This is a genomic window from Streptomyces sp. CNB091, from assembly GCF_000377965.1.
On sequence record NZ_KB899002.1, the window covers coordinates 37959 to 62322 of the forward strand.

General features: G+C 72.7%; 22 protein-coding genes. 12 read left to right on the top strand and 10 right to left on the bottom strand.

All coding sequences use genetic code 11. From position 1 onward, the window contains the following. Positions 1-298 precede the first annotated feature (298 nt). On the bottom strand, positions 299-3652 hold the full coding sequence (locus D581_RS0122480; RefSeq protein ID WP_018959450.1) for a BTAD domain-containing putative transcriptional regulator: 3354 nt from the start codon (positions 3650-3652) through the stop codon (positions 299-301). A gap of 141 nt (positions 3653-3793) precedes the next feature. Between D581_RS0122480 and D581_RS0122485 the strand changes: the two genes are divergently transcribed. Next, entirely contained in the window at positions 3794-4378 is a 585-nt protein-coding gene (locus D581_RS0122485; protein WP_018959451.1) for an NADPH-dependent FMN reductase, read from the top strand. 73 nt (positions 4379-4451) lie between these two features. Then, positions 4452-6029 (top strand): MFS transporter, encoded by a 1578-nt coding sequence (locus D581_RS0122490; RefSeq protein WP_018959452.1) that lies wholly within the window; start codon positions 4452-4454, stop codon positions 6027-6029. An 85-nt stretch (positions 6030-6114) separates the two neighbouring features. Here D581_RS0122490 and D581_RS0122495 read toward each other — a convergent pair whose 3' ends face one another. Together D581_RS0122495 and D581_RS1000000142210 are read right to left on the bottom strand one after the other, a co-directional pair. Further along, positions 6115-6459, bottom strand: coding sequence for a hypothetical protein (locus D581_RS0122495; protein ID WP_018959453.1), 345 nt, complete (start codon positions 6457-6459; stop codon positions 6115-6117). A 1369-nt stretch (positions 6460-7828) separates the two neighbouring features. Then, entirely contained in the window at positions 7829-8158 is a 330-nt protein-coding gene (locus D581_RS1000000142210) for a deoxyxylulose-5-phosphate synthase (protein WP_078625909.1), read from the bottom strand. Between the two features lie 184 nt (positions 8159-8342). On the opposite strand from D581_RS1000000142210, the gene D581_RS0122505 reads away from it, so the two are divergent. The 3 genes from D581_RS0122505 (at position 8343) to D581_RS0122515 (ending at position 10772) form a co-directional block, all read left to right on the top strand. Further along, positions 8343-8951 (top strand): GOLPH3/VPS74 family protein, encoded by a 609-nt coding sequence (locus tag D581_RS0122505; protein WP_018959455.1) that lies wholly within the window; start codon positions 8343-8345, stop codon positions 8949-8951. A gap of 84 nt (positions 8952-9035) precedes the next feature. Continuing rightward, on the top strand, positions 9036-9770 hold the full coding sequence (locus tag D581_RS0122510; RefSeq protein WP_018959456.1) for a HEAT repeat domain-containing protein: 735 nt from the start codon (positions 9036-9038) through the stop codon (positions 9768-9770). Positions 9771-9773: 3 nt separating this feature from the next. Then, a complete protein-coding gene (locus D581_RS0122515) occupies positions 9774-10772 on the top strand; it encodes a MerR family transcriptional regulator (protein WP_018959457.1) in 999 nt (332 codons plus the stop codon). Here D581_RS0122515 and D581_RS0122520 read toward each other — a convergent pair. Beyond that, positions 10751-12142 carry a hypothetical protein gene (locus D581_RS0122520; protein ID WP_063738209.1) on the bottom strand — a complete coding sequence of 464 codons (1392 nt, stop codon included), beginning with the start codon at positions 12140-12142 and terminating at the stop codon, positions 10751-10753. The genes D581_RS0122515 and D581_RS0122520 overlap by 22 nt on opposite strands. Positions 12143-12319: 177 nt before the next feature. Next, positions 12320-13156: a LysR family substrate-binding domain-containing protein gene (locus D581_RS0122525; RefSeq protein ID WP_018959459.1), complete on the bottom strand. Its 837-nt coding sequence runs from the start codon at positions 13154-13156 to the stop codon at positions 12320-12322. A gap of 58 nt (positions 13157-13214) precedes the next feature. On the opposite strand from D581_RS0122525, the gene D581_RS0122530 reads away from it, so the two are divergent. After that, positions 13215-13613 (top strand): DUF5997 family protein, encoded by a 399-nt coding sequence (locus D581_RS0122530; RefSeq protein ID WP_018959460.1) that lies wholly within the window; start codon positions 13215-13217, stop codon positions 13611-13613. A gap of 54 nt (positions 13614-13667) precedes the next feature. Here D581_RS0122530 and D581_RS0122535 read toward each other — a convergent pair whose 3' ends face one another. The 4 genes from D581_RS0122535 to D581_RS0122555 form a co-directional block, all read right to left on the bottom strand. After that, complete coding sequence (locus D581_RS0122535) at positions 13668-14207, bottom strand: hypothetical protein (RefSeq protein WP_018959461.1); 540 nt, start codon at positions 14205-14207, stop codon at positions 13668-13670. Between the two features lie 162 nt (positions 14208-14369). Further along, positions 14370-14867 (bottom strand): peptidylprolyl isomerase, encoded by a 498-nt coding sequence (locus D581_RS0122540; RefSeq protein WP_018959462.1) that lies wholly within the window; start codon positions 14865-14867, stop codon positions 14370-14372. A gap of 358 nt (positions 14868-15225) precedes the next feature. Beyond that, entirely contained in the window at positions 15226-15801 is a 576-nt protein-coding gene (locus D581_RS0122550; protein ID WP_018959463.1) for a histidine phosphatase family protein, read from the bottom strand. A gap of 63 nt (positions 15802-15864) precedes the next feature. Further along, entirely contained in the window at positions 15865-17319 is a 1455-nt protein-coding gene (locus tag D581_RS0122555; RefSeq protein WP_018959464.1) for an aminotransferase-like domain-containing protein, read from the bottom strand. Between D581_RS0122555 and D581_RS0122560 the strand changes: the two genes are divergently transcribed. Beyond that, positions 17318-18358 (top strand): DMT family transporter, encoded by a 1041-nt coding sequence (locus D581_RS0122560; RefSeq protein ID WP_078625904.1) that lies wholly within the window; start codon positions 17318-17320, stop codon positions 18356-18358. The genes D581_RS0122555 and D581_RS0122560 overlap by 2 nt on opposite strands. 47 nt (positions 18359-18405) lie before the next feature. Next, positions 18406-18609: a DUF1918 domain-containing protein gene (locus D581_RS0122565; RefSeq protein WP_018959466.1), complete on the top strand. Its 204-nt coding sequence runs from the start codon at positions 18406-18408 to the stop codon at positions 18607-18609. Between the two features lie 159 nt (positions 18610-18768). Here the strand turns inward: D581_RS0122565 and D581_RS0122570 are convergent, their stop codons facing one another. Beyond that, complete coding sequence (locus D581_RS0122570; RefSeq protein WP_469224448.1) at positions 18769-20073, bottom strand: glycoside hydrolase family 10-like protein; 1305 nt, start codon at positions 20071-20073, stop codon at positions 18769-18771. 200 nt (positions 20074-20273) lie between these two features. Here D581_RS0122570 and D581_RS0122575 point away from each other — a divergent pair, with 200 nt between their 5' ends. The 4 genes from D581_RS0122575 to D581_RS0122590 all read left to right on the top strand — a co-directional run bounded on the left by D581_RS0122575 (position 20274) and on the right by D581_RS0122590 (position 24226). Beyond that, positions 20274-21134 carry a 3-hydroxybutyryl-CoA dehydrogenase gene (locus D581_RS0122575; RefSeq protein ID WP_026290794.1) on the top strand — a complete coding sequence of 287 codons (861 nt, stop codon included), beginning with the start codon at positions 20274-20276 and terminating at the stop codon, positions 21132-21134. Between the two features lie 168 nt (positions 21135-21302). Then, positions 21303-21854, top strand: coding sequence for a serine hydrolase domain-containing protein (locus D581_RS1000000138675; protein ID WP_469224447.1), 552 nt, complete (start codon positions 21303-21305; stop codon positions 21852-21854). A 492-nt stretch (positions 21855-22346) separates the two neighbouring features. Continuing rightward, complete coding sequence (rsgA, locus tag D581_RS0122585) at positions 22347-23462, top strand: ribosome small subunit-dependent GTPase A (RefSeq protein WP_032752886.1); 1116 nt, start codon at positions 22347-22349, stop codon at positions 23460-23462. Between the two features lie 17 nt (positions 23463-23479). Further along, the gene (locus D581_RS0122590; protein ID WP_018959471.1) at positions 23480-24226 is read left to right on the top strand and encodes a methyltransferase domain-containing protein; all 747 of its coding nucleotides are present in this window, start codon (positions 23480-23482) and stop codon (positions 24224-24226) included. Positions 24227-24364 lie beyond the last annotated feature (138 nt).

Genomic DNA, 24364 nt, shown 5'->3' on the forward strand with positions numbered 1-24364 from the left:
GCGGGGCCGGGCAGCCGTTCGGGCGGAGGTTGCCTGACGCTTTCGCCCGCCCGCAGCCGCCCCCGCCGCTGTCTCCCCGAGGGCGACAAGAACACGATCTGCCCCCAGGACATCGGCCGGCTCGACCGGGCCGCACCACGACAACGGGACATGCCCCTTGCTCAGCGTCATACCCTGACAGGGGGAGGCTCCGAAACGGCGCTTCCGACCTTGGCGGTCGGCGGGCCGATATGAGCGCCGAAGCCGGCCGCGCGGTGCCGCCGTTGCCCGGCGTGGGGAGCGTCGCGGACACCTTCCTCTACGCGTTCGTCGTGCCCACGGCTCCCCTGGCGTGGGACGAGAGGGAGCGCTGCTGCCCGGTGCGCACGTCTGGGCCCGGGAGCTGTTCCACCGTCTCGCCGCCTTCGGCGAACCGGGCCTCGTAGGCCTCCCGGCCGAGGAGGTCCACGGTCCGGGCCGAGACGCGGTCGACGTCGTGCCGCTCCCCTGCGGGCAGCGGCAGCCCGACCGCGTCCCTGGCCGCCGCCGCGGCTCCCAGGTACCGGGCTGCCCCCTCGGGCCGCCCCCTCAGCAGTTCCGCTCCGGCCAGCCCTTCCAGCGCCAGCGCGACCGACCGCGGGTCGCCGGTGGCGCGGGCCACCGACAGGCCCTCGCGCTGCAGGCGCAGGGCCTCGTCCGCGTCGCCCCGCAGTTCGGCGATGAACCCCAGCTCGACCAGGATCAGCGGGGGCGTTCCCGGTTCGTACCCCACCCGCCGGTGCAGTTCGAGTACCTGGCGCAGGTGGGCCTCGGCCGCGTCGAGTTCGCCGGCTCTGCGGGCCCCCAGCCCGAGCCCGATCTCGGCGTACTGTTCCCCGAACGTGTCCGACTGCTCGGCCGCGAGGCGGCGCGCCCTCTCGTGCAGCTCCCGGGCCCCCGGCAGGTCGCCGGTGAGCAGCGCGAGCCGTCCGAGTCCCGAGAGCTGGAAGGCGACATCCCGCCACAGGCCGAGGGCCTCCGCCATGCGCAGCCCTTCCCGGTACAGCCGCCCGGCGTACGCGTAGTCGCCGACGGCCTCCGCCAGGGTCTGGAGCGGAACCATGGCCTGGAGCTGCCCCCACTGGTCGCCCAGGTCCCGGAAGAGGGCGAGACTCCGCTCGCCGTCGTGCCGCACGGCGCCGAAGTCCCCGCGCAGTTTCGCGTGGTAGGTGTGGCTGCCCAGGGCCGCGGCCGTGCCCCAGCTGTCGCCGAGCGACCGGAAGCCGTCCAGGGCGCGGGCGACCAGCTCCTCGCTCGGTGCCATGTCCCCGATGCCGTAGAGGGTGGAGGCCAGGAACCACTGGGACCTGGCCCGTCCGGCGGGGTCGTCCACCGCCGCGTAGGGCCGGAGCGCGGCCTCGTAAGCCGTCCGGGGATCGGTGCTGCCGTGGATCGTCAGCCGGAAGCCCCCCAGCCAGGCGGTGGCCCGAGCCACCGAGAGGGCGCGGGCTCCGGTGTCCTCGGGGGCCGGGGGGCCGGCGTCTTCGGCCGTCGACAGCGCGAGGGCCAGGGACCGCTCGGCCTCGTGGTTGCGGCCGCGCAGGCGCCAGTACCAGGCCAGGGCGTTCACCAGCCGCAGCGCCCGGTCCGCGTCCCCTCCCTGTACGGCGCTGTCGAGCGCCGCCCGTATGTTGGCGGTCTCAGTGTCCAGGCGGCGCAGCCACTGCCGCTGACCGTGGCCCCGCAGATGCGGGTCGGCGCGCTCGGCGAGCTCCGTGTAGTACGCCCGGTGCAGCCGCCTCGTCCCGTCGAACTCGCCGCTCCCCCGCAGGCGTTCGACGCAGTAGGCCGCCACCGATTCGAGCAGCCGGTAACGGGGGCCGTCGGTTCCCTCGGACATGACGACCAGCGAGCAGTCCACCAGCCGGGCCAGCAGGTCCATCACCGGGGCGCGATCGGGCCCTTCGGTCCCGCAGACCGCCTCGGCCGCGTCCAGGGTGGCTCCGTCGCCGTGCACGGCCAGCCGCCGCAGCACCGTGCGTTCCTGCTCGTCGAGGAGGCCCCAGCTCCAGTCGATCACCGCCCGCAGGGTCCGATGCCGTTCCGGAGCGCCGCGCGAGCCCGCCGCGAGCAGCGGGAACCGGTCGTCCAGACGGGCCTCCAGCTCGGCCACCCCCAGGGACCGGACCCGGGTCGCGGCCATCTCCAGGGCCAACGGGATACCGTCCAGGCGGCGGCAGATCGAGACGACCGCCTCCACATTGCCGCGGTCGAGGACGAACCGGGGGGCCGCCGCCTTGGCACGCGCCTCGAACAACCTTACCGCGCTGAAGCGGCGTACGGCCGCCGGGCCGAGATCGGCCCCAGGGCCGGGGCGCCGCAGCGGCGGTACCTCCTGGAGGTGTTCGCCGGTGATCCCCAACGGCTTCTGACTGGTCGCCAGGATCCTCAGCCGGGGTGCGGCCTTGAGCAGACGCTCGGCCAGCTCGGCGACCTCCTCGATCACGTGCTCACAGTTGTCGAGGACCAGCAGCGCGGGTTCGTCGCCCAGCGCGTGCGCCAGTCGGTCCACCGGTGAGAGCGGCGCACCCCCGACCGGGTTCGGGACGGAGTCGTCGCGCAACCCGAGCACCGCGCCGACCACCTCGTGCACCCCGGCGGGCGGAACGGACGTCCCCGGCCGCCCCGTCCCCCGGGGCGGGTCGAGCACGGCGAACTCGGCAAGACGCACCCCGCCCGGGAACCGGTCGACGACCTGGGAGGCCATCGCCAGGGCGAGCCGCGTCTTGCCGACACCGCCCGCCCCCGTGAGCGTCACCAGCCGGTTGGCGGCCAGCAGTGAGCGGAGCTCGTCCATCGCCCCGGACCGGCCGATGAGCTCGGTGAGGGCGGCAGGGATGTTCGTCGCCGGACGCACAGCACTGGTCGTGGGCGAGGGAGGCGCGGTCAGCCGGGGGTCCTGGTCGAGGATCGACCGGTGCAGCGCCGCCAGTCCGGGGCTGGGGTCCACCCCGAGGTTCTCCGCCAACTGCTCGCGCAGCTCAGCGTAGCTGCTCAACGCCGCCCCCTGCCGGCCCGCGAGGTACAGGGCCCGGACGTGCGCGGTGCGCAGCCGCTCGCGCAACGGGTGCTGGGCGACCAGGTCGCCCAGCTCGTCGGCGACCAGCGCGTGATCCCCCAACTCCAGCCGCGCTTCCGCCTGTTCCTCCAGAACGGTCAGCCGCTGTTCGTCCAGCCGGTCCCGTGCGGCACGGGCGAACTCCTCGTCCGCGAAGTCGGCGAAAGCCGGCCCACGCCACACGGCCAGGGCGTCCGCGAGCAGCGCCGCCCGCTCGCGCGGGTCGCCGGCGGACCGGGCTCCGGCCGCCAGCCGGTGGAACCGGCCGGAATCCACCGCGTCCCCGTCCGCGCGCAGGCGATACCCCGGGGCAAGGGAGACCACGAGCTCACGCCCCCCGGGCTCGGCGTCCTCCAGCGCGCGGCGCAGCTGCCAGACCTTGGTCTGGAGCACCCCTGTCGGGTTGCTGGGCAGTTTGGAGCCCCACAGCTCGTGGATCAGCCGGTCGGCCGAGACCGGCCGCCCCTGCTCGACCAGGAGGAGGGCCAGCAGCGCGCGGACCTTCAGCTCGGGTACGCGGACCGTCCGCCCGTCCGTCGTCCACACCGCCAAGGGACCGAGCACACCGAAACGCATGTGATCACGCTATCCCGGCGAGGGGGCGATCGACAGGCCCTCGCGGTCCTGCCACCGGTCGAGACCGAACCGGGAGAAGTCCGGGAGCGGCCGGGCGCACAGTGGCGGCCGGGAGAAGCCGGCCGACCGAAGGAGACCCGGATGCCCGAGCGCAGGCTGCGCGTGGCCGTCATCATCGGCAGCGTCAGGTCCGGCAGGTTCGGCCCCGCTCCGGCCGACTGGATCGCCGCCGAGGCCGCCAAGCGCGGCGACCTCGACGTCGATGTGATCGACCTGGCCGAGGCGTGGCTGCCCGACGTCCTCCCCGAGGCAGCCGGGTCCCCCGCCCCGCAGGCGGTGCGGGACCTCGCACCGTGGCTGGCGGCGTCCGACGCGTTCGTGATCGTGACACCGGAGTACAACCACAGCTTCCCCGCCTCGCTGAAGAACGCCATCGACTGGTACGTCGACGAGTGGAAGGCCAAGCCGGTGGGCTTCGTCTCCTACGGCGGCATCGCGGGCGGTCTGCGGGCGGTGGCGCAGCTGCGCCAGATCTTCCCCGGACTGCACGCCGTCACGGTGCGCGACTCCGTCGCCTTCCCCGACTGCCGGGAGCAGTTCGACGACCGGGGCCGACCGATGGACCCCGAGGGCCCCCTCGCCGCGGCCACGTCGATGCTCGACCAGCTGACCTGGTGGGGACGCATGCTCCGGGACGCCCGCGCCGAGGGCGCCTACCCGGGCTGAGCCGCCCGCGGAACCCGCACGTACGGAAACCACGTACGAAATCCACGTACGGAAACCACGGAAGGAACACCGCATGTCATCGAAGGCCGCCGCGCCCTCCGCGCCCAAAGCGGGCGCCCGGGAATGGACCGGGCTGGCCGTGCTGGCCCTGCCCACGCTGCTGATCTCACTGGACCAGAGCGTCCTCTTCCTGGCCCTGCCGCACCTCGCCGAGGCACTGGAGCCCACCGGGACCCAGACGCTGTGGATGATGGACATCTACGGCTTCATGATCGCCGGCTTCCTGATCACCATGGGCACGCTCGGCGACCGGGTGGGCCGCCGCAAGCTCCTGATGATCGGTGCCGCCTGCGTCGGTCTCACCTCCCTGCTCGCCGCCTACTCCACCAGCGCCGAGACGCTGATCGCCACCCGCGCGCTGCTGGGCATCTCCGCGGCGACGCTGATGCCGTCCACCCTCGCCCTGATCAGCAACATGTTCCACGACCCGCAGGAGCGTGGCCGAGCCATCGCGGTGTGGGCCAGCTGCTTCATGGCCGGCACCGCCCTGGGCCCCGTGGTCGGCGGTGCGCTCCTGGAGTACTTCTGGTGGGGCTCGGTCTTCCTGCTGGGCGTGCCGATCATGGTGATTCTGCTGGTCCTGGCGCCGATCCTGCTGCCCGAGTACCGGGACGCCGAGGCAGGGAAGGTGGACCTGCTGAGCGTGGCCCTCTCGCTCGGCACGATCCTGCCGGTCATCTACGGTCTCAAGGAGCTCGCCAAGTACGGCTGGGACCCGCTGGCGGCCGGGGCGGTCCTGGTCGGTCTCGTGGTGGGCACACTGTTCGTCTCGCGGCAGCGGAAGCTGGAAAGCCCGCTGCTGGACCTGCGCCTGTTCAGCAGCGCCTCGTTCAGCTTCGCGCTGGTGGTCCTGCTGGTCTCGATGGTCGCCATGGGCGGGTTCTACCTGTTCATCACCGGCTACTTCCAGATGGTCGAGGGACTGTCCCCGATGGAGGCGGGGCTGTGGATGGTGCCCTCCGCCATCGCCTCCATCATCTCCGCGCAGATCGCCCCGACGCTGCTGAAGCGGCTGCCGCTCGGGCTCGTCGTCGGCATGGGCCTCGGCATCGGCGCGGTCGGCTACGTACTGATCGCCTTCGTCGACCCGATCGGCGGACTGCCGCTGCTGGTGTCCGGTTTCATCGTCGTGTTCTTCGGCAGCGGCCCCGCCGGGGCGCTCGGCACCAACCTGGTGGTCAGTTCCGCCCCCCCGGAGAGGGGCGGATCCGCCGCGGCGCTCTCCTCGATCAGCGGTGACCTGGGCGTCGCCCTGGGCATCGCAGCCCTGGGCAGCGTCGGCAGCGTCGTCTACCGCAGCCAGGTCCAGGTGCCCGAGGGGCTGCCCGAGGAAGCCGCCCGGGCCACCGGGGACAGCCTGGAGAGCACCATCGTCGCGGCAGGCCGGCTCTCCCCGGAGCTGGGCGACCAGGCGCTGGCCGCCGCCCGTGACGCGTACACCGGTGGGCTGAACATCGTCGCCGTCGTCTGCGCTCTGGTCGCCGCCACCACCGCGGTCATCGCGATGACCGCCCTGCGGGGCGTGGGCTCCCCCAAGGCCGACCCCGCACAGGATGCCCCCCAGCACGTCCGGCCGCCCGTGGCTCCGTAGGGGGTCACGGACGGCGGCGGGTGCAGCGGTGGTTCAGGGGTGGGCGACGGTTCGGTATACGACAGTGCGTCAGTGCGTCAGTGCGTCAGTGGAAGACGACCGAACGCACCTTCAGCCGCTCCGAGGCCCCGCCGGTGTGCGGGCGGAGGGGGAAGGAAGCACCCTCGCAGTCGACGTCCGTGAAGACCTCCGCCCAGGCGTCCGTGCGGTTCTTCGGGGAGTGCCCGGGCTCAGGGTTCTCCAGGCCGACGCCCGGGAGGTTGACGCACTCGCCGCTGGGCGGGCTGTTCAGGAAGCCGGTCGCCTCATACCCCTCGACGGTCACGTAGTCGTAGCGGAACTGCCCCTCGGCGGCCGAGGCGGAGGAGGGGACGGCGGCGAGCAGCAGAGCGGCGCCGAGAGCGGCGACAAAGGTGGAGCGGAAGCGCATGGGTGAAATCCTTCTGGTGATGAGGGTGTTGCCGTGGCCCTCTTCCCGGCAGGCAGGGCCGGTCGCGGGTGGGGCCGGGCGGGGAAACGTGTTTCCGCAGGCGCGCCGACGCACGGGCCACCGAGGTGACGGCGTCGTGACACTGCGCACATATGGTGACACACAAAGCGACGGGTCATGATCCGGAGCCGGCGCGGGGCTCGGCGAGCAGTGGCACGACAGGTGCGTCGACGCCCGGCGGAGAATCGCGCCGGGCCCGCCCGGTGTCCTCCCCGGGGACATGACGGAGCCGTGCGGTACGGAACGTAGAGCGGAGGAAGGTCGTCCCATGCGCCCACCGCACGACCACCCCGCGCCGCCGAGGAGTGGGAGCCCTCAACCCGGCCTCGCCGCAGCGACGTTCGCCGTCCTGCGGCGGCGGGGGACCCTGGCGGGTGAAACGGCGCGCGTCGTCGGCCTGTCCGGGCTGGCCGGGCTACTGATGACCGGCGCGGTCTTCGCACTCGCCTGGCCCGTCTTCACCCGTATGCGCGACCAACGCGTCTGGTACCACCAAGCCGAGGACCCCTGCTTGCACGACCACACCGACCTGGCGTCGGTCGCCCTGGGCACGCTCCCGCTCTTCCTGCTTCTCCTCGGCGTCGGCAGCGCGGCCCTACAGGCTGTGTGCTCCCGGGCTGTCGCGGCGGAGTCTGCCGACTGCACCGCGACAGCCCGGGAAAACCGCTCGTGGAGCCCGGTGCCCGGACGGCTGCGACCGGTGCTCGCCGTGTACACGCTGCGTGGCCTGATCGTCTGGCCCCTGCCCCTGCTCGTCTTCGCCGTGTCGGACCGGCTCACCGGCTACCACCTCGACACCCCGGAGCCCCTGGAACGCGGATCGTGGCCCCATACGCTCGTCATGGTCTCCCCCGCGGCCGCCCTGTTCATCGCCGTGCTGCTGCGCCTCGCGCTCGCCCTCGCCCCGGCGGCCGCGGCCGCCGGTCTCGGCCCCCGCGCGGCCCTGCGCCGTTCCTGGTCGCTGACGTGGACACGGGCCGGCGCGGCCCGCGTCGGCCCTCGCGCTGCCGTCGGCCGCTCTCGCCGCCGGGGTTTTCCGGCTGGTGGCACAGATCGCCCTGCCCCTGCGGCCCCTCGTCCGCGACCTCGTCGAACAGGCCACGGGCAACTTCTTCGCCGCGTACTACGCCGGCATCCTCGCCCCCGTCATCGTCGGGCTCCTGATCGCGGCGGCCGTGACCCTCCCCGTCACGTGCACCGCCTTCGCGGTCCTCCACGACCGGCTGCGGGTTCCCTCCGCCTCGCCACGGAGCCCCGGGGACACGGCTGCCTGCCCGCCCGACCGGGTCCGAGCCACGGCCATCACGCCCTACGGCACGTTGAACCGGACGAGCGCCTCGGCGACCGGGGTGCCGCTGCGCCGCGCGTACGTCAGCCGCTCGCGCACCTCACTCGGGGTCCGTGGACGGAATCCGGGCCCGCCGCAGCAGCTCTTGTGGAACCCCACACCCGCGTTCAGCAGGACAGCGAGGGCCCGCCAGGCCGCGGAGTCCCGCCTCCTCGGCGCCGCGAACGCCGAGCCCACGTGGATCATCGGCTCCGCACAGCGCGGACAGTTCCGCTGCCTTGCCCGGTCGTGGGGCTGCTTGAAGGAGGCCCGGCAGGGGAGGCAGACGTACGAGGTTTTCCCATGGCTCACCGGCCCAGCCTAGGGATCACACCGGGAGAGGGCCATCGACTTCTCCGGACCTGGCCCTGGTCCAGGGCCGGATGGTCCGGGTGGGGGCGATACTGGTCGCAGCAGTCGCCCCGCCGCCGAACCGGCTCCTGGCCGGGGCGGCCGGCGGGGCCCGCCTTGCCGATGCCTCTGAGGGGAGCCGTTCATGACCACGGCGAAAGACCTGTTCATCATCGCCATGGATCCGGTACCGGAGCACACCGTGGGGCAGGGCGACCTGTCTCTCGCCCTCGCGGGAGCCGAACTGCTCGATCTCATCGGTACGGGAACCGTCACCGTGGACGGCGACCTGATCGTGCCGGACGGGCCGTCGACGCCGGACGACCGGCTTCTCGGCGAGGCCGCCGCACTGATCACCCGGCAACCGCCCCACGAGCGGATCGAGGACTGGCTGTGGCGCCGCGGCCGGGACCTCGCGGCCACCTACCAGGACGCTCTGGAGAAGGACGGCGAGCTCACACAGAAGAGGAGCGGCCGACTGCCCTTCGGCCCCAGGCGCGTAGAGCTGGTCGACACCCCCGGCCGCCGCCGGGCCATCGACCGCCGGGAGGAGAGGGAGCCCGTCCTCGCCGCCCTCGCGTCGGCCGTGGGCATCGACGACGGGCGGTCCGGCGACGACGAACCCGGCCTCGACGACGAGACGGTGACGACCGTGGTCGCCACCGTCCACGAAGCGGTGATGGAGCTGGAGGCCGTACGCCAGCGGCGCACCATCGAGAACACGGCTTTCGCCAACGTCTGGCGCGGCCCGTGAGCCGGGCCCCCGGCCGAGGCACACGGCAGGGTTGACCTTGACACGGTGACAAGCTCTTCACTGCTTGCCGAGGAGGTGGTCTCGATGACGGTCACGGGACACGACACGGACACGGACACGGTACGAGCTCTGCGGGGGCTGGAGGACGACCGTGCGTCGGTGCGGCTGCGCGCGGCTCTGGCGGTCGGCTCGGCGCCGGACCCGCGCTGCGTCGGCACGCTCGTCGCGCGGTGCGCGGTCGAGCCGGAGTTCTTCGTACGGGACATGCTGACCTGGGCGCTCACCCGTCACCCGGTGTCCGTCACCCTTCCCCCGCTGCTCCGCGAGCTCCGCTCCGAGCGCACGCGGGCGCGGAGCCAGGCGCTGCACACGCTGTCCAAGATCGGGGACCGGCGGGCGTGGCCGGCGATCACCCGGGCGCACCTGACCGACGCCGACGACGAGGTGGCGCGGAGTGCCTGGCGGGCGGCGGTGGTACTCGTACCGGACGGAGAGGAGGCCGCGTTGGCCGTACTGCTGGCGACGCAGCTCGGGCGCGGCGGGCGGGAGACCCGGCTGAGTCTCAGCCAGGCGCTGGTCGCCCTGGGAGACGCGACGGCGCCGGCACTGGCCGCCGCGACGAGGAGCCCCGACCCGCTCGTCCACGCGCACGCGCTCGCCACCCAACGGCTGCTGCGCGACCCGGACGCCGGATTCACGCTCGCCGTGGAGGAGGCGAAGCGCGTCGTGGCCCTCGGCGGCCCCGGGGACACCGGGAACACCGGGAACACCGGGGACGGCTCCGCTGGCTCCGGTCACTCCGGGGAGGAAGGTCCCTAAGGCATGTTGATCGGTGAAGTCGCGCGGCGGTCCGGAGTCAGTGCCCGCATGCTCCGGCACTACGAGTCGCTCGGTCTGGTGCGGCCGTCGGGCCGCACGGGGTCCGGTTACCGGGAGTACTCCGGGAAGGACATCCAGCGGATCTTCCATGTCGAGAGCCTGCGGGCGGTGGGGCTGTCGTTGCGCGAGATCGGGCGTGCCCTCGACGACCCCGGCTTCGCACCCTCGGCACTCGTCGACGACCTGATCCGTCGGACGCGCGAACGCATCGCGGTGGAGACCGAGTTGCTCACCCGGCTGCATCGCGTCCACGCCACGGATCCGGCCGGCTGGGAGGACGTCCTCCAGGTCGTCACGCTCCTGGGGGCGTTGGGGTCCACGAGCGCCGACGCCCGCCAGCGCGCCGCCCTCGCCTCGGTGGACGAGGTACCGGTGGAGGCCCTGGTCGAGGCGGCGCTCGGCGAGGGCGACCCGCAGGTGGCCGGGGCCCTTCGCTGGGCGCTGGCGCGATCGGGCGGCCGCGGCCCGGCGCTGCTGGCGGAGGGGCTCGGCTCACCGGAGGCCGCGGTGCGGGAACGCGCCGTACGGTCCCTCGCCGAGATGCCCGGCGGTGAGGCCACCGCGCTGCTGCGGGACGCCCTGGCGAGCCCCGATGCCGTGGTCCGCGGCTGCGCCGCCCTGGCCCTCGGGACGCGCGGCGAGGCCGATGCGGTCCCGGCGCTCGTCGACCTGGTCGTGGCGGGGACGAACGACACCGATGCGGCCGACGCGCTGAGCCTGCTGGCCGGCGACGACACGGCGGCGGACCGGATCGCGGCCGTGCTCATGGACCGCCTCTCCCGGGACACCACCGGCGCGTCGGCGCGCGGGCGGCTGACCCAGGCGCTGGCGGGCGTCCCGGGGACGGCTTCCTCACGTGCTCTCCGGGAGCTGCTGCACGACGAGGACCGCGCCGTCGCGCTGACCGCCGCCTACCTTCTTCAGCTGCGCGACGTGGGGTGACGGACCTCGCCCGGGACGTCGCCCGCGACGTCGCTCGGGACCTCACCCGGGACCTCGCCCGCGACGTCGCTCGGGACCTCACCCGGGACGTCGCCCACGGAAACCGGTGCGGCGTGTGGCGTGGTGTCGTCGTGGGGCGGGGGGTCGGTCGGCGGCCGGTCCAGGAGCAGCGGAATCGCCAGGACGGGCAGCAGCCAGACGAACACGATGAGGCGGTGGCCCAGCAGTTGGTCGAGGTTCGGGTGGCCCGCCTGGTTGAGGAGGCCCGCCGCCCCTGCCGCCAGGGCGACGGGCAGCACCACGGAGCGCCGTCTCAGCAGCGCCCAGGCCGAGAGCGCGAGCAGGACGGGGAGGACCGGGTAGGTGGCCTGGCGCCGGAGCCACGCCGACCAGAAGACCCGCTCCTGGACGAAGAACTCGGGCCAGGGGTCGGGCCGGTCGGGGCGCTGGTAGTGGTGGGTCAGCAGGTCCTGGGCGCTGTCCTCGCCCATGGGCCAGGACAGGAGATGCGCCCCGGCGTAGACGATCGCCGCCAGCGCACCGCACAGTCCGGCCGCCCGGAGTGCGGGGGCGAGCGCCCGTCGCTTCCACCGGAGCCACCCGGCCCGGGCCAGGAAGACGCCCGCGAGAGCGGCCGCCAGCAGCAGTGCCTGCGAGTAGCGGACGAGGAACATCAGGGCGAGGCCGCCCGTCACGAGCGCCGTGCCCGTACGGGGCCGGTCCCGCAGCAGCAGGACGCAGCCGAGGGCGACCGCCGTGCCGAGCGCCAGGGAGAGCCCGTCGCTCAGGGGGTTCATGGCGACGGTGCCGGTGGGCAGGGCGAGGTACAGGGCCTGCCCGGCCAGCCCGGCCCGCCGGGAAGCCCCCGCGGCCCGCAGGGTGAGCAGGACGCAGACGCTTCCGGCCAGCGCGACGACGAGCCCGGCGAGCCAGAGACCCCAGGTCGCTCCGAAGGCGGCCACGAAGGGGACCAGGAACAGCGGATAGCCGGGCCTGGCCTCGAAGATGGCCATGAAGCGCTGGTTGGCGAACGGTGCGGTCATCCCCGACGTGTTGCCGTGGTCCGACCAGTACGCGACCGAGTCGTTCAACCGGCGTACGCAACTCTCCTCCGACTCTCCCGCGGCCTTCCTGCTGGTCCAGGGGATGAAGTCCAGTTGGTGCTGGCCGCTGGCGCAGGAGTAGTCGATGGCCAGCCGGCCCGCCTCCTGGCGGTCCGCGCCGCTGAGGCTCAGGGCGTAGGAGAGGTAGTTCTTCGTGTCGGGCGAGGCCCGACCGGTGACGGCTGTCAGCTGGAACCCGGCGAAGGCCACGGCGATGAGCAGCATCCCGACGAGGCCGAGGCGCTGGGCTCTGCGGGTGCTCGGCAACGGCCCGCGCGCGGTCGACGACCACCTGCGGATGTTCGGGATCGGTCTGCGGATGTTCGGCATCGGACGGACGCTCCCCTGCATACGGCGGTTGCCCCATCAACGAGACAACCGGCGTGTGGTGGCGTTCGCGGGCCGAATCCGGATGCGACGCCTCGCGGGCCGGAGCTCGGTACGCTACCGGTCCCGCGGCTTTCCGCGCTTGCCGCCCTGGCCGCCGGTCCGGCCGCCCGACTGGGGCTTCCTGCCCGCCGCGGACCTGTTCCGGGCGCCGCCAGCGCCACCGCCCGCCCCAGCCCGCTTGGCCTTGTTGTCCTTGCCCTTGTTGTCCTTGCTCTTGTTGCCCTTGTCCTTGCCCTTGTCCTTCGCTTTGTTCTTCGCCGGACGCGGCGGGGTGGCCGCGCGGCCACGGGTGCTGTTCACGGTGCGCCCCCGGACGATCCCGATGAACTCCTCCACCAGGTCGGGGGTGGCCTCCGCCTCGGGCCAGGACAGGGCGACGCGTGACTCGGGAGCGTCCGGGACCGGACGGTAGGTGAGGTCCTTACGGTGGTGGAGGCGGGCCAGGGACTGCGGGACGAGGAGGACGCCCACGCCCGCCGCCACCAGCTCGATCGCGTCCGCCGTGGTCGCCGGGCGCTCGACGGCGGGGCGGCCGGGCAGGGTCTCCCAGGCGAGGAGGTCGTCCAGCGGGTGCAGCACGATCTCGTCGGACAGCTCGGCGAGCGACACCTCCTCCGCGGCGGTCGCGACGTGGTCCTTGGGGATCACGACGACGGTCGTCTCGGTGTAGAGGGGGATGGCGCTCAGGACGTCCCGGTCGACCGGGAGCCGTACGAGACCGGCGTCCGCGCCGCCGTCCGCCAGCAGCTCCGGCGCCTCGGCCGCGGTGGCCTGGACGAGTTCCAGAGAGGTGTGGGGCAGCCGCTCGCGCCAGACCCTCACCCACTTGGTGGGCGTCACGCCGGGAACGTACGCGAGCCTGAAGGATGAGGGGATGTCCGAGCCTGTCACGGAACCAGGCTACCGGCAGGTGGTCGGAGGTATGTCCCATGGTCGATACCCTGGACCCATGACGTCGCACAAGACCGCCCAGACCATGAAGCCCGCCACGGCGGCGAAGAAGCTGGGTGTGTACCTCCAGGCCACCCCCGCCGAGTTCCAGGAGGGTGCCGTCTCCCGCACCGAGCTCAACGCCCTCCAGACCGACCCGCCCGCCTGGCTGGTGGAGCTGCGCCGCACCGGCCCGCACCCCCGCCCGGTCGTCGCCGCGAAGCTCGGCATCTCCATCGCGGGGCTCGCCCGCGGCGGGGTCACCGAGGCGCTCACCACCGAGCAGATCGACGCGCTGAAGGACGAGATGCCCGAGTGGCTCGAGAAGGAGCGCGCCACGCAGGCCGAGGTGCGCAAGGAGTCCGCCCGGATCAAGGAGCGCAACGCCGAGCGGGCCGCGCAGTCCGGCCGACAGTAATCCCATCATCGGTAATCCGGCCATCAGCGGACCGGCGGACGAACGCGCCTGGCGTCAGGGGCGACGGCCCCGTCCCTGAGGGAACTGGCCCAGGTTCACCGCACGGTGAATCGTCCCGGCCAGTTCCCGCGCGTCCTCGGTGAACGTGTCCACCCGGATCTTCCGCGCGTCGCGCAGTTCGATGGCGAAGCCGAAGCCCGTCCCCCGGGCCTCGGCGAGCGGGCGTCCGTCCTCGGTCGAGGCGGAGCCGATCCGCTCGATGTCCGTCCAGGGGATCAGCGTGGCGTTGCCCGCGACCCGGTGGGTGAGCCCCCGCTCGTGGACGTCGAAACACTGCTCCCGGGTGCGGCGGGCCTGTATCAGGCGCCACACTCCGAGGCCCAGCCCGACCAGTCCCACCCCGAGCAGCAGGCCCGCCAGTTCGGGCGCGCCGTCGGTGGTCCCGATGGAGGCGATGGTCACGGGCGCTCCCAGGGCGGCGCCGACGGCGCCGACGACCAGAAGGATTGCTGCCAGGCGCAGACGTCTGCTGCCGTCCGTGCGGTGCTCCCGGACGAATCCGCCCAGTTCTCGTGCGGCATCGGTGCGTCGCATCACGTCTCCCCCGTTGTGGACACGTCAAATTATGCCCGAGTCCGGGGTACGTGGCAGGGAAACCGGCGGCCGCACACCACGGGCCCGTGGCCGGGTTCCGCCCCGCCGACGCGTACGTCGGTGGAACGGCCCCGCCACGGGCCCGTCGGGTTATCGGACCGGTCAGAGAACGCCGGACTTGTCGATGGTGACCTTGGCGCGGGTCTTGCCGCTGGAGGAGCCGAGCGCCTCGATCTTGCGGACCAGGGCCATGCTGTCGTCGTCGGCGACCTCACCGAAGACCACGTGCTTGCCGTCCAGCCACGGGGTGAGCACCGTGGTGATGAAGAACTGCGAACCGTTGGTGTTCTTCCCGGCGTTGGCCATCGAGAGCAGGCCCACACGGTCGTGCTTGAGCGTGAAGTTCTCGTCGGCGAACTTCTCGCCGTAGATGCTCTTGCCGCCGGTGCCGTCACCGCGGGTGAAGTCGCCGCCCTGGAGCATGAAGTCCGTGATGACGCGGTGGAAGGAGGAGCCGGCGTAGCCGAAGCCCTTCTCGCCGGTGGCGAGCGCGCGGAAGTTCTCCGCCGTCTTAGGGACGACGTCGTCGAACAGGTTGAACGTGATCCGCCCTGCGGGCGCATTGTCGATGGTGATGTCGAAGTAGACCTTGGTTGTCATGGTGACATCCTCACATTCCTGGCAACCGCAGGCGAAACCCGGGTTGGCTCGGCACCGCGGACGACCTGTTCCGCTCACCTCGCGGTGGTCTCCCCGTGGGCCGCTCGGACGGCGTCCACCAGGGCCGTCCCGCGCGGGGCGTCGGGGAGCTGGGAGCCCATCCGGTTCATGACGTACCCGACGGCGATCGGTGCATCCGAGCCGGCCGGACGCAGGAGCCGCCCGCACCGTCGCGGCCGAGCGCCCGTGGGCCGGGGCCGGGGCCGTAGGAGCGGTTCGCACCGCTCGGCCAGAGGTCGGGGGCGCGTTGGAAGGGGCTGCACACCAGGCCCTGGCCGCCTCCCCGGCCCCGCCCGGGTCAGCGGATGCCCGCCTCCAGGCTCAGGCTCCAGCGGCCCGGCAGGCCGGTCAGCGTGATGGTGGACAACGGACGGACGTCGACGTTCCAGTACGCGGAGGGCGGAGCGTTCAGGGCGTAGACGAGGGCGGCCCTGATCACGGCGGGTTCGGCGACCGCGACGACGAGGCCGTCGGCGGCGGGACGGGTGTCCAGCCAGCCGCCGACCCGCCCGATGAAGCCGAGCATCGACTCGCCGCCGTGCGGCGCGCTGCGCGGGTCCGCCAACCAGTGGTCCACGGCGGCCGGTTCCCGGGCGGTGACCTCGCCCAGCGTCAGCCCACGCCAGCGGCCCATGTCCCAGTCGCGCAGGGCCGGCTGCGCCATGGGCGCGAAGCCGAGGGCGTCCCCGGTGGCACGGCTGCGCGGGGTGGGCGAGCAGTACCGCAGCTCGGCGGCGCCGAGCGGCACGAGCCTGTGGGCGACGAGCTGCACCTCGTGCCAGCCGGCCTGATCGAGCGGCCGGTCGTCGTCGAAGCGTTCGGCCAGCCGGGAGGAGCTGCGCGCCGCTGCGACCAGGGAGACCCGAAGCGTCATGGCGGGATCGTGGGGCCGAACGCCTGTTTGGTCAAGAGGGCGCGCACGTCGGGGCGCGCCGCGTCAGCCGCCCAGGAGCCCGTCGAAGGCGGTACGAAGGCGGCGGACGCCCTCCGCGATCTCGGCCGCCCCGGAGACCGCGGCGAAGCTCAGGCGGACGTGGCCGGCCGGGGGTTCGGCGCAGAAGTAGGGGCGCCCGGGGGCGATGGCGACGGAGGCGCGCAGGGCGGCCGAGACGACGGCCGGCTCGTCGGTGGCCGCTCCCGCGGCGCCTCCGGGGAGCCGGAGCCAGAGGCTGCCGCCGCCCGCCGGGAGATGCGGCAGCGCGAGTTCCGGCAGCTCGCCGCCGAGAGCCGCCGCCATGGCCGTACGGCGGTGCCTCAGCTCGGTGGCGACGGCGGCGAGGTGGCGGTCCCAGGACGGGGAGCCGACGAGTTCCAGCGCGGCTTCCTGGAGCGGCCGGGGCACGAAGAAGCTGTCGACGACCTGGATGGCCCGCAGGCGCTCCAGCACCGGCCCGCGGGCGGCCAGGGCACCGACCCGCAGGCTGGGCGAGGTGACCTTGGTCAGCGAGCAGACGTGGACGACGACGCCGTCGGGATCGTCGGCGGCCAGCGGCGCCGGAAGCGGTCCGGCGTCGTCGTGGACGAGCCGGCGGGCGAAGTCGTCCTCGACCACGAAGGCCCCGGCCGCGCGGGCGATCGCCAGGACCTGGGGGCGGCGGGAGGGGGCGAGGGTGGTCCCGGTGGGGTTCTGGAAGAGCGGCTGGGTGACGAAGACCCGGGCGCCGGTGGCCCGGAAGGCGTCGGCGAGCAGCTCGGGCCGTACCCCGTCGGCGTCCATCGGCACGGGGACGGGGCGCAGCCCGGTGGCACGGGCGGCGGCGAGCATCCCGGGGTAGGTGGGCGACTCCACGAGGACCGGGGCACCGGGCGGGGCGAGCGCGCGCAGCGCGGTGGCCAGGGCGCTCTGGCCACCCGCGGTGATCAGGACGTCGGTGCCCGAGACGGCGGGGCCGATCTCGCGGGCGAACCAGGAACGCAGTTCGGGCAGTCCGTCCGTCGGGGGGCGGCCCCAGGCGCCGGGCCTGCGGCCCGCGCGGGCCAGGGCCGCGGAGAGCGCCCGCTCGGGCTGGAGGGAGGCGTGGAGGTAGCCGCCGTTGAACTCGATGACGCCGGGCGGCGGCGCGGCGAGGGTGACCAGCACGCCGGAGGCGTCCACGGTGCGCGGCACCACCTCGGGCCCGCCGTCGCCGCTCAGCGACACCTCCTGCCAGGACGTGTCGCCCGGCGCGGGCGGCGCGACGCGCGGATGCGCCCGGAAGGCGCCGGAGCCGGGGCGGGTGACGACGAGCCCCTCGGCGGCGAGCTGGGCGATGGCGCGGGAGACGGTGACGGGGCTGACCCGGAACCGCTCGACGAGCGCGCGACTGGACGGCAGCTTTCCACCAGGAGAGTAGCGGTTCAGATCCCCCCGCAGGGAAGTAACCAGTTCGGCGACGCTGCTACGCTCTTGCATGAGAGCAGATAATAGCGCTATCCCGTCGTCGTCGATAGCGGTTGCCGAGTCGGTCGGCACCCCTCGGACCGCTCGGGCGATCCCGTCGGAAGCGGCCACGGCTTCGGCCGCGGACAGGTCGGGAGGCAGCCCCGCGACGGGGTCCTCGGCCAGCCGGAGCGGCACCGTGCTCGCCGGGCTCGGCGTGGTGGCGTTCTCGCTCACCTTCCCGGCCACGGCCTGGGGGCTGGAGAGTTTCGGCCCCTGGTCCCTGGTCGCTCTGCGCAGCGTGCTCGCGGCCCTGATCGCGGGCAGTGTGCTGCTGGCCGCGCGCGTCCCGTTGCCCGAACGCCGGCACTGGGCCGGCCTCGCGGTCGTCGGGGGCGGGGTGGTGGTGGGCTTCCCCCTGCTGACGACGCTGGCCCTGGAGACCTCCACCACCTCGCACGCGGCCGTGGTCGTGGGCCTGCTGCCGCTGACCACGGCGGTGCTGGGGTCCCTGCGCACCGGCGAGCGCCCTTCACGCACGTTCTGGACCGCGGCTCTCGCCGGGGCCACCGTGGTGATCGCCTTCACCGTGCAGCAGAGCGGCGGGGCTCTCGCCCCCGGCGACCTGTACCTGTTCGGCGCGCTCCTCGTGTGCGCGGCCGGGTATACCGAGGGCGGCCGGCTGGCCCGACTGATGCCGGGATGGCACGTGATCGGCTGGGCCCTGGTCCTGTGCCTGCCGCTCGCGGTGGCGGGCGCCCTGGTGGCCCTGCCCCTCGAACCCGTGCACCTGAACGCCCACGGCGTCCTCGGCCTGGTGTGGGTCGCCGCCGGGTCGACCTTCCTCGGGCTGTACGTCTGGTACCGGGGCATGGCGGCGATCGGGGTCGCCCGGGCCAGTCAGCTCCAGCTCGCCCAGCCGCTGCTCACGCTCGTGTGGTCCTTCCTCCTGCTCGGCGAGGAGATGTCCGCCGCGGCTCCGGTCGCGGCGGTGGCCGTGCTCGTCTGCATCGCCGCCACCCAGCGGGCCGGCCGCGGCGCAGCGGGGGAATCCCGGCGCGTACGGTCATAGACTTGTCGACACGGACACCGTCTCCCCCTGTGAGGAGGGCGCTCCCGATGGAGGCACACACGGGCGACCGGCTGCTGATGCACGGCAGGACCGTGGGACAGCACGACCGGGTCGCCGAGATCATCGAGGTGCTCGGCGACGGGGGCGCTCCCCCGTACCGGCTCCGCTTCGAGGACGGCCGTGAACACCTGATGTCACCGGGCCCCGACAGCGTCGTCCAGCACAGGGAGGCGCCGAAGGACGGGCCGTAGCGGCAGGATGCGCGGTGGCCGGGGCCCGCACACCCGTGCCCCGGCCCCCGCGCGCCCGTCAGCCATGCGCTCATGCGCTGCCCTCAGCCATGCGCTGCCCCGGTCGGCCCGGCCCCCGCGCGCACCGCCGGAGACCGGACCCGGGACCCGGGACCCGGATCACCTCGCCGAAGGGCGCCCGCGGTGCGGATACGTGCGGCCCCGGTCCGGATAGAGCCGGACCCGGTCCGTGTAGTGGTCGGCCACCACGCGTCGCATCGCGCCGATCCGGTCCGCCATCACGCTCTTCCCGGAGAAGAAGACATGGCCGCCCACCTCCGCGTGGTCCCGGGCGAGGGTGAGGTGGCGGGAGAGCTCCGCCGGGTCCTGCCAGGGATCCGCCTGGGCGGGGTCACCCGCCTTGTACAGCGCCTCGCCCACGTACAGCTCGACGCCCGTGCCCCGGACGGTCCGGCTCCACCAGGCGAGGACCTTGGCGTAGTCGGCGGCGGCCTGGCCGACGTGCCAGTAGATCTGCGGGCAGATGTAGTCGATCCACCCTTCCCTGACCCACTTGCGGGTGTCGGCGTACAGGTCGTCATAGGTCTGCACTCCCGCCCGGGTGTCCGAACCCAGCGGATCGGTCGCCGCGTTGCGCCAGACCGCGAAGGGGCTGACGCCGAAGCGGACGTGGGGCTTGATCTGCCGGATCCGCTCCCCCGTCTCGCGCACGAGCCGGTCGATGTTGTCGCGCCGCCAGGCCGCCCGGTCGGCGAAGCCGCCGCCGTACCGCTCGAACTCCGCGTCGTCGTCGAAGGTCTGACCGGCCACCGGATACGGGTAGAAGTAGTCGTCCCAGTGCACCGCGTCGATGTCGTAGCGCCGCACGGCGTCCAGCATCGCGTCCTGGACGAAGCGGCGGACCTCCGGCAGCCCGGGGTTGTAGTAGAGCTTCCCCCCGTACGGCACGACCCAGCTCGGGTTCAGCCGGGCCGGGTGGGAGGCGGTGAGGCGGGTGGGGTCGGTGTGGTTCGCCACCCGGTAGGGGTTGAACCAGGCGTGCAGTTCCAGGCTCCGGTCGTGCGCCGCGCGCACCGCCGTGCCGAGCGGGTCCCAGCCCGGGTCCTTCCCCTGGGTCCCGGTGAGGCAGGCGGCCCACGGCTCGTGCGGCGAGGGCCACAGGGCGTCGGCGGTCGGCCGGACCTGGAACACCACCGCGTTGAGCCGCAGCTCGACCGCCCGGTCCAGATACGCGAGCAGCTCGGTCTCCTGTCGCGCCGCCGTGAGCCCCGGCTTGGACGGCCAGTCGATGTTGGCGACCGTCGCGATCCACATACCGCGCATCTGACCCGGCGCCGCGAACCCTCCGCCGCCCCCTCTCCTCCCCGCCGGCGAGGCGACCGCGTCACCGGCCGACGTCATCGCCGCCAGCAGTCCGGCCGCACCCAGCACGAACGCCCTCCTCGCCACTCCCGTTCGCCTCATCCTGGCCCACCTCTCTCCACCATGTCCCGCTCCAACGTCGATAGCTCTACGTAACCGCATCATTCCCACCCGTGGCCGCCATGACCCGCGGGACGTCCGCAGCGGCATTCGGAGTAACGTCGTGGGGTCGAGGCGGGCACCGGAATCACACGGGACCCTGCGATACGGAGAACGGCGAAAGGCACGAGGTGACGGACTCTATGGCCGACATTGCACGCGTCGGAGTGGTGGGCTGTGGCCAGATGGGCGCAGGTATCGCGGAGGTGTGCGCGCGCAGCGGCCTCGAAGTGAAGGTCGCCGAGACCACCGGCGAAGCGCTGGAGATCGGCCGCACCCGTCTGTACAACTCCCTCTCGAAGGCCGCCGAGCGCGGCAAGATCAGCGCGGAGGAGCGGGACGAGACCCTCGGCCGGCTGAGCTTCACGACCGACCTCGGGGAGTTCGCCGACCGCGACCTCGTCATCGAGGCCGTCGTGGAGAACGAGCAGGTCAAGACCGAGATCTTCCAGGTGCTCGACCAGGTGGTGACCCGGCAGGACGCGATTCTGGCTTCCAACACCTCCTCGATCCCGCTGGTGAAGCTGGCCGTCGCCACCTCGCGCCCGGACCGGGTCATCGGCATCCACTTCTTCAACCCGGCCCCGGTGCAGAAGCTCGTCGAGCTGATCCCGGCGCTGACCACCTCGGACGAGACGATCGCCCGCGCCGAGGCCGTCGTGCAGGACGTGCTCGGCAAGCACCCGATCCGCGCCCAGGACCGGTCCGGCTTCGTCGTGAACGCGCTGCTGATCCCGTACCTCCTCTCCGCGATCCGGATGTTCGAGTCGGGCATCGCCAGCCGAGAGGACATCGACAACGGCATGGAGATGGGCTGCGCCCACCCGATGGGTCCGCTCAAGCTGGCCGATCTGATCGGCCTGGACACCGTGGCCTCGGTCGCGGACTCGATGTACGCCGAGTACAAGGAGCCGCTGTACGCCGCTCCCCCGCTGCTCCAGCGCATGGTCGACGCGGGCCGCCTCGGCCGCAAGACGGGGTCGGGCTTCTACCCGTACGGCTGACCGCCCGTCCGCGGGCCCGGCTCTCACGCCGCCGGGCCCGAAACCCCGGGCCTTTCGGCGCTGTCGCAGCCTTCCGTGCATGTACTGCGAAAACTCCCTCGGATGTCCCTCCGACGGAGCTGAAAAGTCCCTGGTGACTCAGACCTGGGACCTACGCATGACGAGACCGTGAGCGATCATGCCACCGGATGCCGCGTGCTGCCGTCGGGTGATGTCATGCCTGATCAGAGCACACGCAACGGGCTGCCCCCTGTTACCTCGTGCTGCAACCACACCAGCGGGATCTTTAACTACACCGATGACCAGGAAGCACTGAACCGCTACGAGACGCGCCCGCCCGAGTCACTGGTGCAGATCGCCACGTCCCACACGCCCACCTTCACACCGGGTTCGGGCTGGGCGTGGGCGTATTCCAACACCAACTACGTCCTCGCAGGCTTGATCATCGAACGGGCCACGGGCCGCGCGCTCGCCGAGGAGATCACAGAGCGGATCTCGCACCCGTTCGGCCTGACTGGTACGTACCTGCCGCACGGCAGCGACCCGACGATCCACGGGCCCCACTCCCGGCACTACACGAAGCTGTTCCGAACCGACCCCGGCGCGCCGGTCCACGACGGCACCGAGCTCGATCCATCCATGTTCCGGGCAGCCGGCGGCATGATCTCCACCGCCGGGGACCTCAACCGGTTCTTCCGTGCCTGCTGGGGGGCCGGATAGTGCCACCCGACCAACAACGCGACATGTTCACTACCGTGCCCACCCGAGACTGGATTCCCAACGCCGCCTATGGCCTCGGCATTTCCTCAGTGAGCCTGCCCTGCGGGGAAACGGTCTGGGGTCGCGCAGCGGGCGCAGGCCGCCGTCGACCGGGGTAGAGGAACGGAAGCTGTAGCGGCCGAGCACGTTGAGGTTCCGTGCTTGAGCATGCCGCGGCGGGGGCTAGGTGTGGGTTCGTGTCCAGCTCGAACCGGCGCCGCCGCAGAGGTTCACGGAGGATGCTACGGTTTCCGTGGACGTGGCGACCATGCCACTCATGGAGATCGGAGGAGATGCGCGATGACGGTCGTGGTGACCACCGCTGTGTGCGGTGCCCGACTCGTTCGCATCTCTCGGGTCTCGGCCTGACCTTTCCCCTGCCTGCCTCCCCTCCGCGGGAGTGGTTTCGGCATGTCTGCCGTCCGGCGGGACCCCCTTTCGAGGGTCTCCACTTTGTTTCATCAACACACTTCACACCCATCTGCTCTCTCCCATCCTTCGCGCCTTCTGACGCCGGCCGACTACGGCTGGGACACGGAGCGTGAGCGGTCCTTCGCCCCGTCGAGGGACGAGGGACTGATCCCGGGCCGTGTCGTGCGGGCCGAGCGCGGTCTGTGCGACGTCGTCGCCGAGACCGGCCCCGTCCGCGCGATGGTCCTCCCCTCTTCGGGCACCGGTGACCGGCTGACGCCGTGCACCGGCGACTGGGTGGCCGTCCGTCCGGCCGGCCGGGCGACCTCCGCCACCGTGGTGGAGGTTCTTCAGCGCCGGACCGCCGTGGTCCGCTCCACCGCCTCCCGCACCTCACAGGCCCAGGTACTGGCCGCCAACGTCGACACCGTCGCGGTGGCCGTCTCCCTCGCCGACCCGCTCAAGCTCGGGCGGGTCGAGCGAATGCTCGCCCTGGCCTGGGACAGCGGTGCCACACCCGTGATCATGCTCACCAAGGCCGACCGGTGCACCGACCCCGCCTCGGCCGCGTCCGAGGTGGCCGAGGCGGCCCCGGGCGTGGAGGTGCTGGTCACCAGCGCCGCCACCGGTGAGGGTCTCGACGTCCTGACCGCGGTCCTGTCGGGCACGGTCGTCCTGCTCGGGCCTTCGGGCGCGGGCAAGTCCACCCTCGGCAACCGCCTGCTGGGCGAGGACCTCCTGGCCACCGGCTCGGTACGCGGCAGCGACGGCAAGGGCCGGCACACCACCGCGTGGCGCGAACTGGTGCCCCTGCCCCACGGCGGGGTCCTGCTGGACACCCCGGGCCTGCGCGGCGTCGGCCTGCACGACGCCGACGATGGCCTGGACCATGTCTTCGCCGAGATCACCGAACTGGCCCGCGACTGCCGCTTCGCGGACTGCGCCCACACCACCGAGCCGGGCTGCGCGGCGACGGCGGCCGTCGAGGACGGCCGCCTCACCCGGCGGCGCCTCGACAGCTACCACCGGCTGCAACGCGAGAACACCCATGCCACCGCCCGCACGGACGCGCGCCTGCGCGCCGAGCTGGAACGGCCGATGAAGCAGATCTCGCGCCAGGTGCGCGCCCTCAAGCGGTCCCCCCACTTCAAGGCATGACGGAAAGGAATACGGTCATGGACCTTCCCCGCATCTTCACCATCCGCGAGAGCGGCCACCGCATCCACAACCCGCTGACCGCGGACAAGTTCGCCACTCTGGGCGAATCCCTCCGCCTTCCCGCCGGGACCCGGGTGCTCGACCTGGCCAGCGGCTCGGGCGAAATGCTGTGCACCTGGGCTCGCGACCTGGGCTTCACCGGCACCGGAGTCGACATCAGCACGCTCTTCACCGAGCAGGCCCAGGCCCGCGCCGCCGAACTCGGCGTCGCCGAACAGGTCGCGTTCGTCCACGGTGACGCCGCCGGCCATGTCGCAGAGCAGCCGGTCGATCTGGCCGCCTGCGTCGGCGCCACCTGGATCGGCAACGGCGTCCCCGGAACGATCAAACTGCTCCAGCGCAGCCTCCGCCCCGGAGGAATGATGCTGATCGGCGAGCCCTTCTGGCGGCAGACCCCGCCGGACGAGGAGACCGCCAAGGCATGCCACGCCACCTCCATCTCCGACTTCCTGCTCCTCCCCGAACTCATCGAGCAGTTCCAGGAACTCGGGTACGACGTCGTGGAAATGATGCTGGCCGACCAGGACAGCTGGGACCGCTACGCCGCGGCCCAGTGGCTCAGCATGCGCCGCTGGCTCGACGCGAACCCGGAAGACGAACTCGCCCCCGAGGTACGGGAAGAACTCACCACCGAGCCCGCCCACTACGCCCGCTACGGACGTGAGTACCTCAGCTGGGGCGTCTTCGCCCTCATGAAGCGCTGACCCACCCGTCCCGTGTGGGTCCCGACGTCATACCGTCCGGGCCTCGCACGGGACACCACATCACCGCGGCGCAGCTCGACACGTCGGTCACGCGTGAAGGGGTGACTACGGCGGCGAGGGCGATCCTCCGCGACCCCT

Excerpts from the sequence above, each read along its gene's own strand:
- D581_RS0122480 (WP_018959450.1), bottom strand. The coding sequence starts at position 3,652 with ATGCGTTTCGGTGTGCTCGGTCCCTTGGCGGTGTGGACGACGGACGGG.
- D581_RS0122485 (WP_018959451.1), top strand. The coding sequence starts at position 3,794 with ATGCCCGAGCGCAGGCTGCGCGTGGCCGTCATCATCGGCAGCGTCAGG.
- D581_RS0122490 (WP_018959452.1), top strand. The coding sequence starts at position 4,452 with ATGTCATCGAAGGCCGCCGCGCCCTCCGCGCCCAAAGCGGGCGCCCGG.
- D581_RS0122495 (WP_018959453.1), bottom strand. The coding sequence starts at position 6,459 with ATGCGCTTCCGCTCCACCTTTGTCGCCGCTCTCGGCGCCGCTCTGCTG.
- D581_RS0122505 (WP_018959455.1), top strand. The coding sequence starts at position 8,343 with ATGACCACGGCGAAAGACCTGTTCATCATCGCCATGGATCCGGTACCG.
- D581_RS0122510 (WP_018959456.1), top strand. The coding sequence starts at position 9,036 with ATGACGGTCACGGGACACGACACGGACACGGACACGGTACGAGCTCTG.
- D581_RS0122515 (WP_018959457.1), top strand. The coding sequence starts at position 9,774 with ATGTTGATCGGTGAAGTCGCGCGGCGGTCCGGAGTCAGTGCCCGCATG.
- D581_RS0122530 (WP_018959460.1), top strand. The coding sequence starts at position 13,215 with ATGACGTCGCACAAGACCGCCCAGACCATGAAGCCCGCCACGGCGGCG.
- D581_RS0122535 (WP_018959461.1), bottom strand. The coding sequence starts at position 14,207 with ATGCGACGCACCGATGCCGCACGAGAACTGGGCGGATTCGTCCGGGAG.
- D581_RS0122540 (WP_018959462.1), bottom strand. The coding sequence starts at position 14,867 with ATGACAACCAAGGTCTACTTCGACATCACCATCGACAATGCGCCCGCA.
- D581_RS0122550 (WP_018959463.1), bottom strand. The coding sequence starts at position 15,801 with ATGACGCTTCGGGTCTCCCTGGTCGCAGCGGCGCGCAGCTCCTCCCGG.
- D581_RS0122560 (WP_078625904.1), top strand. The coding sequence starts at position 17,318 with ATGAGAGCAGATAATAGCGCTATCCCGTCGTCGTCGATAGCGGTTGCC.
- D581_RS0122555 (WP_018959464.1), bottom strand. The coding sequence starts at position 17,319 with ATGCAAGAGCGTAGCAGCGTCGCCGAACTGGTTACTTCCCTGCGGGGG.
- D581_RS0122565 (WP_018959466.1), top strand. The coding sequence starts at position 18,406 with ATGGAGGCACACACGGGCGACCGGCTGCTGATGCACGGCAGGACCGTG.
- D581_RS0122570 (WP_469224448.1), bottom strand. The coding sequence starts at position 20,073 with ATGAGGCGAACGGGAGTGGCGAGGAGGGCGTTCGTGCTGGGTGCGGCC.
- D581_RS0122575 (WP_026290794.1), top strand. The coding sequence starts at position 20,274 with ATGGCCGACATTGCACGCGTCGGAGTGGTGGGCTGTGGCCAGATGGGC.
- D581_RS0122590 (WP_018959471.1), top strand. The coding sequence starts at position 23,480 with ATGGACCTTCCCCGCATCTTCACCATCCGCGAGAGCGGCCACCGCATC.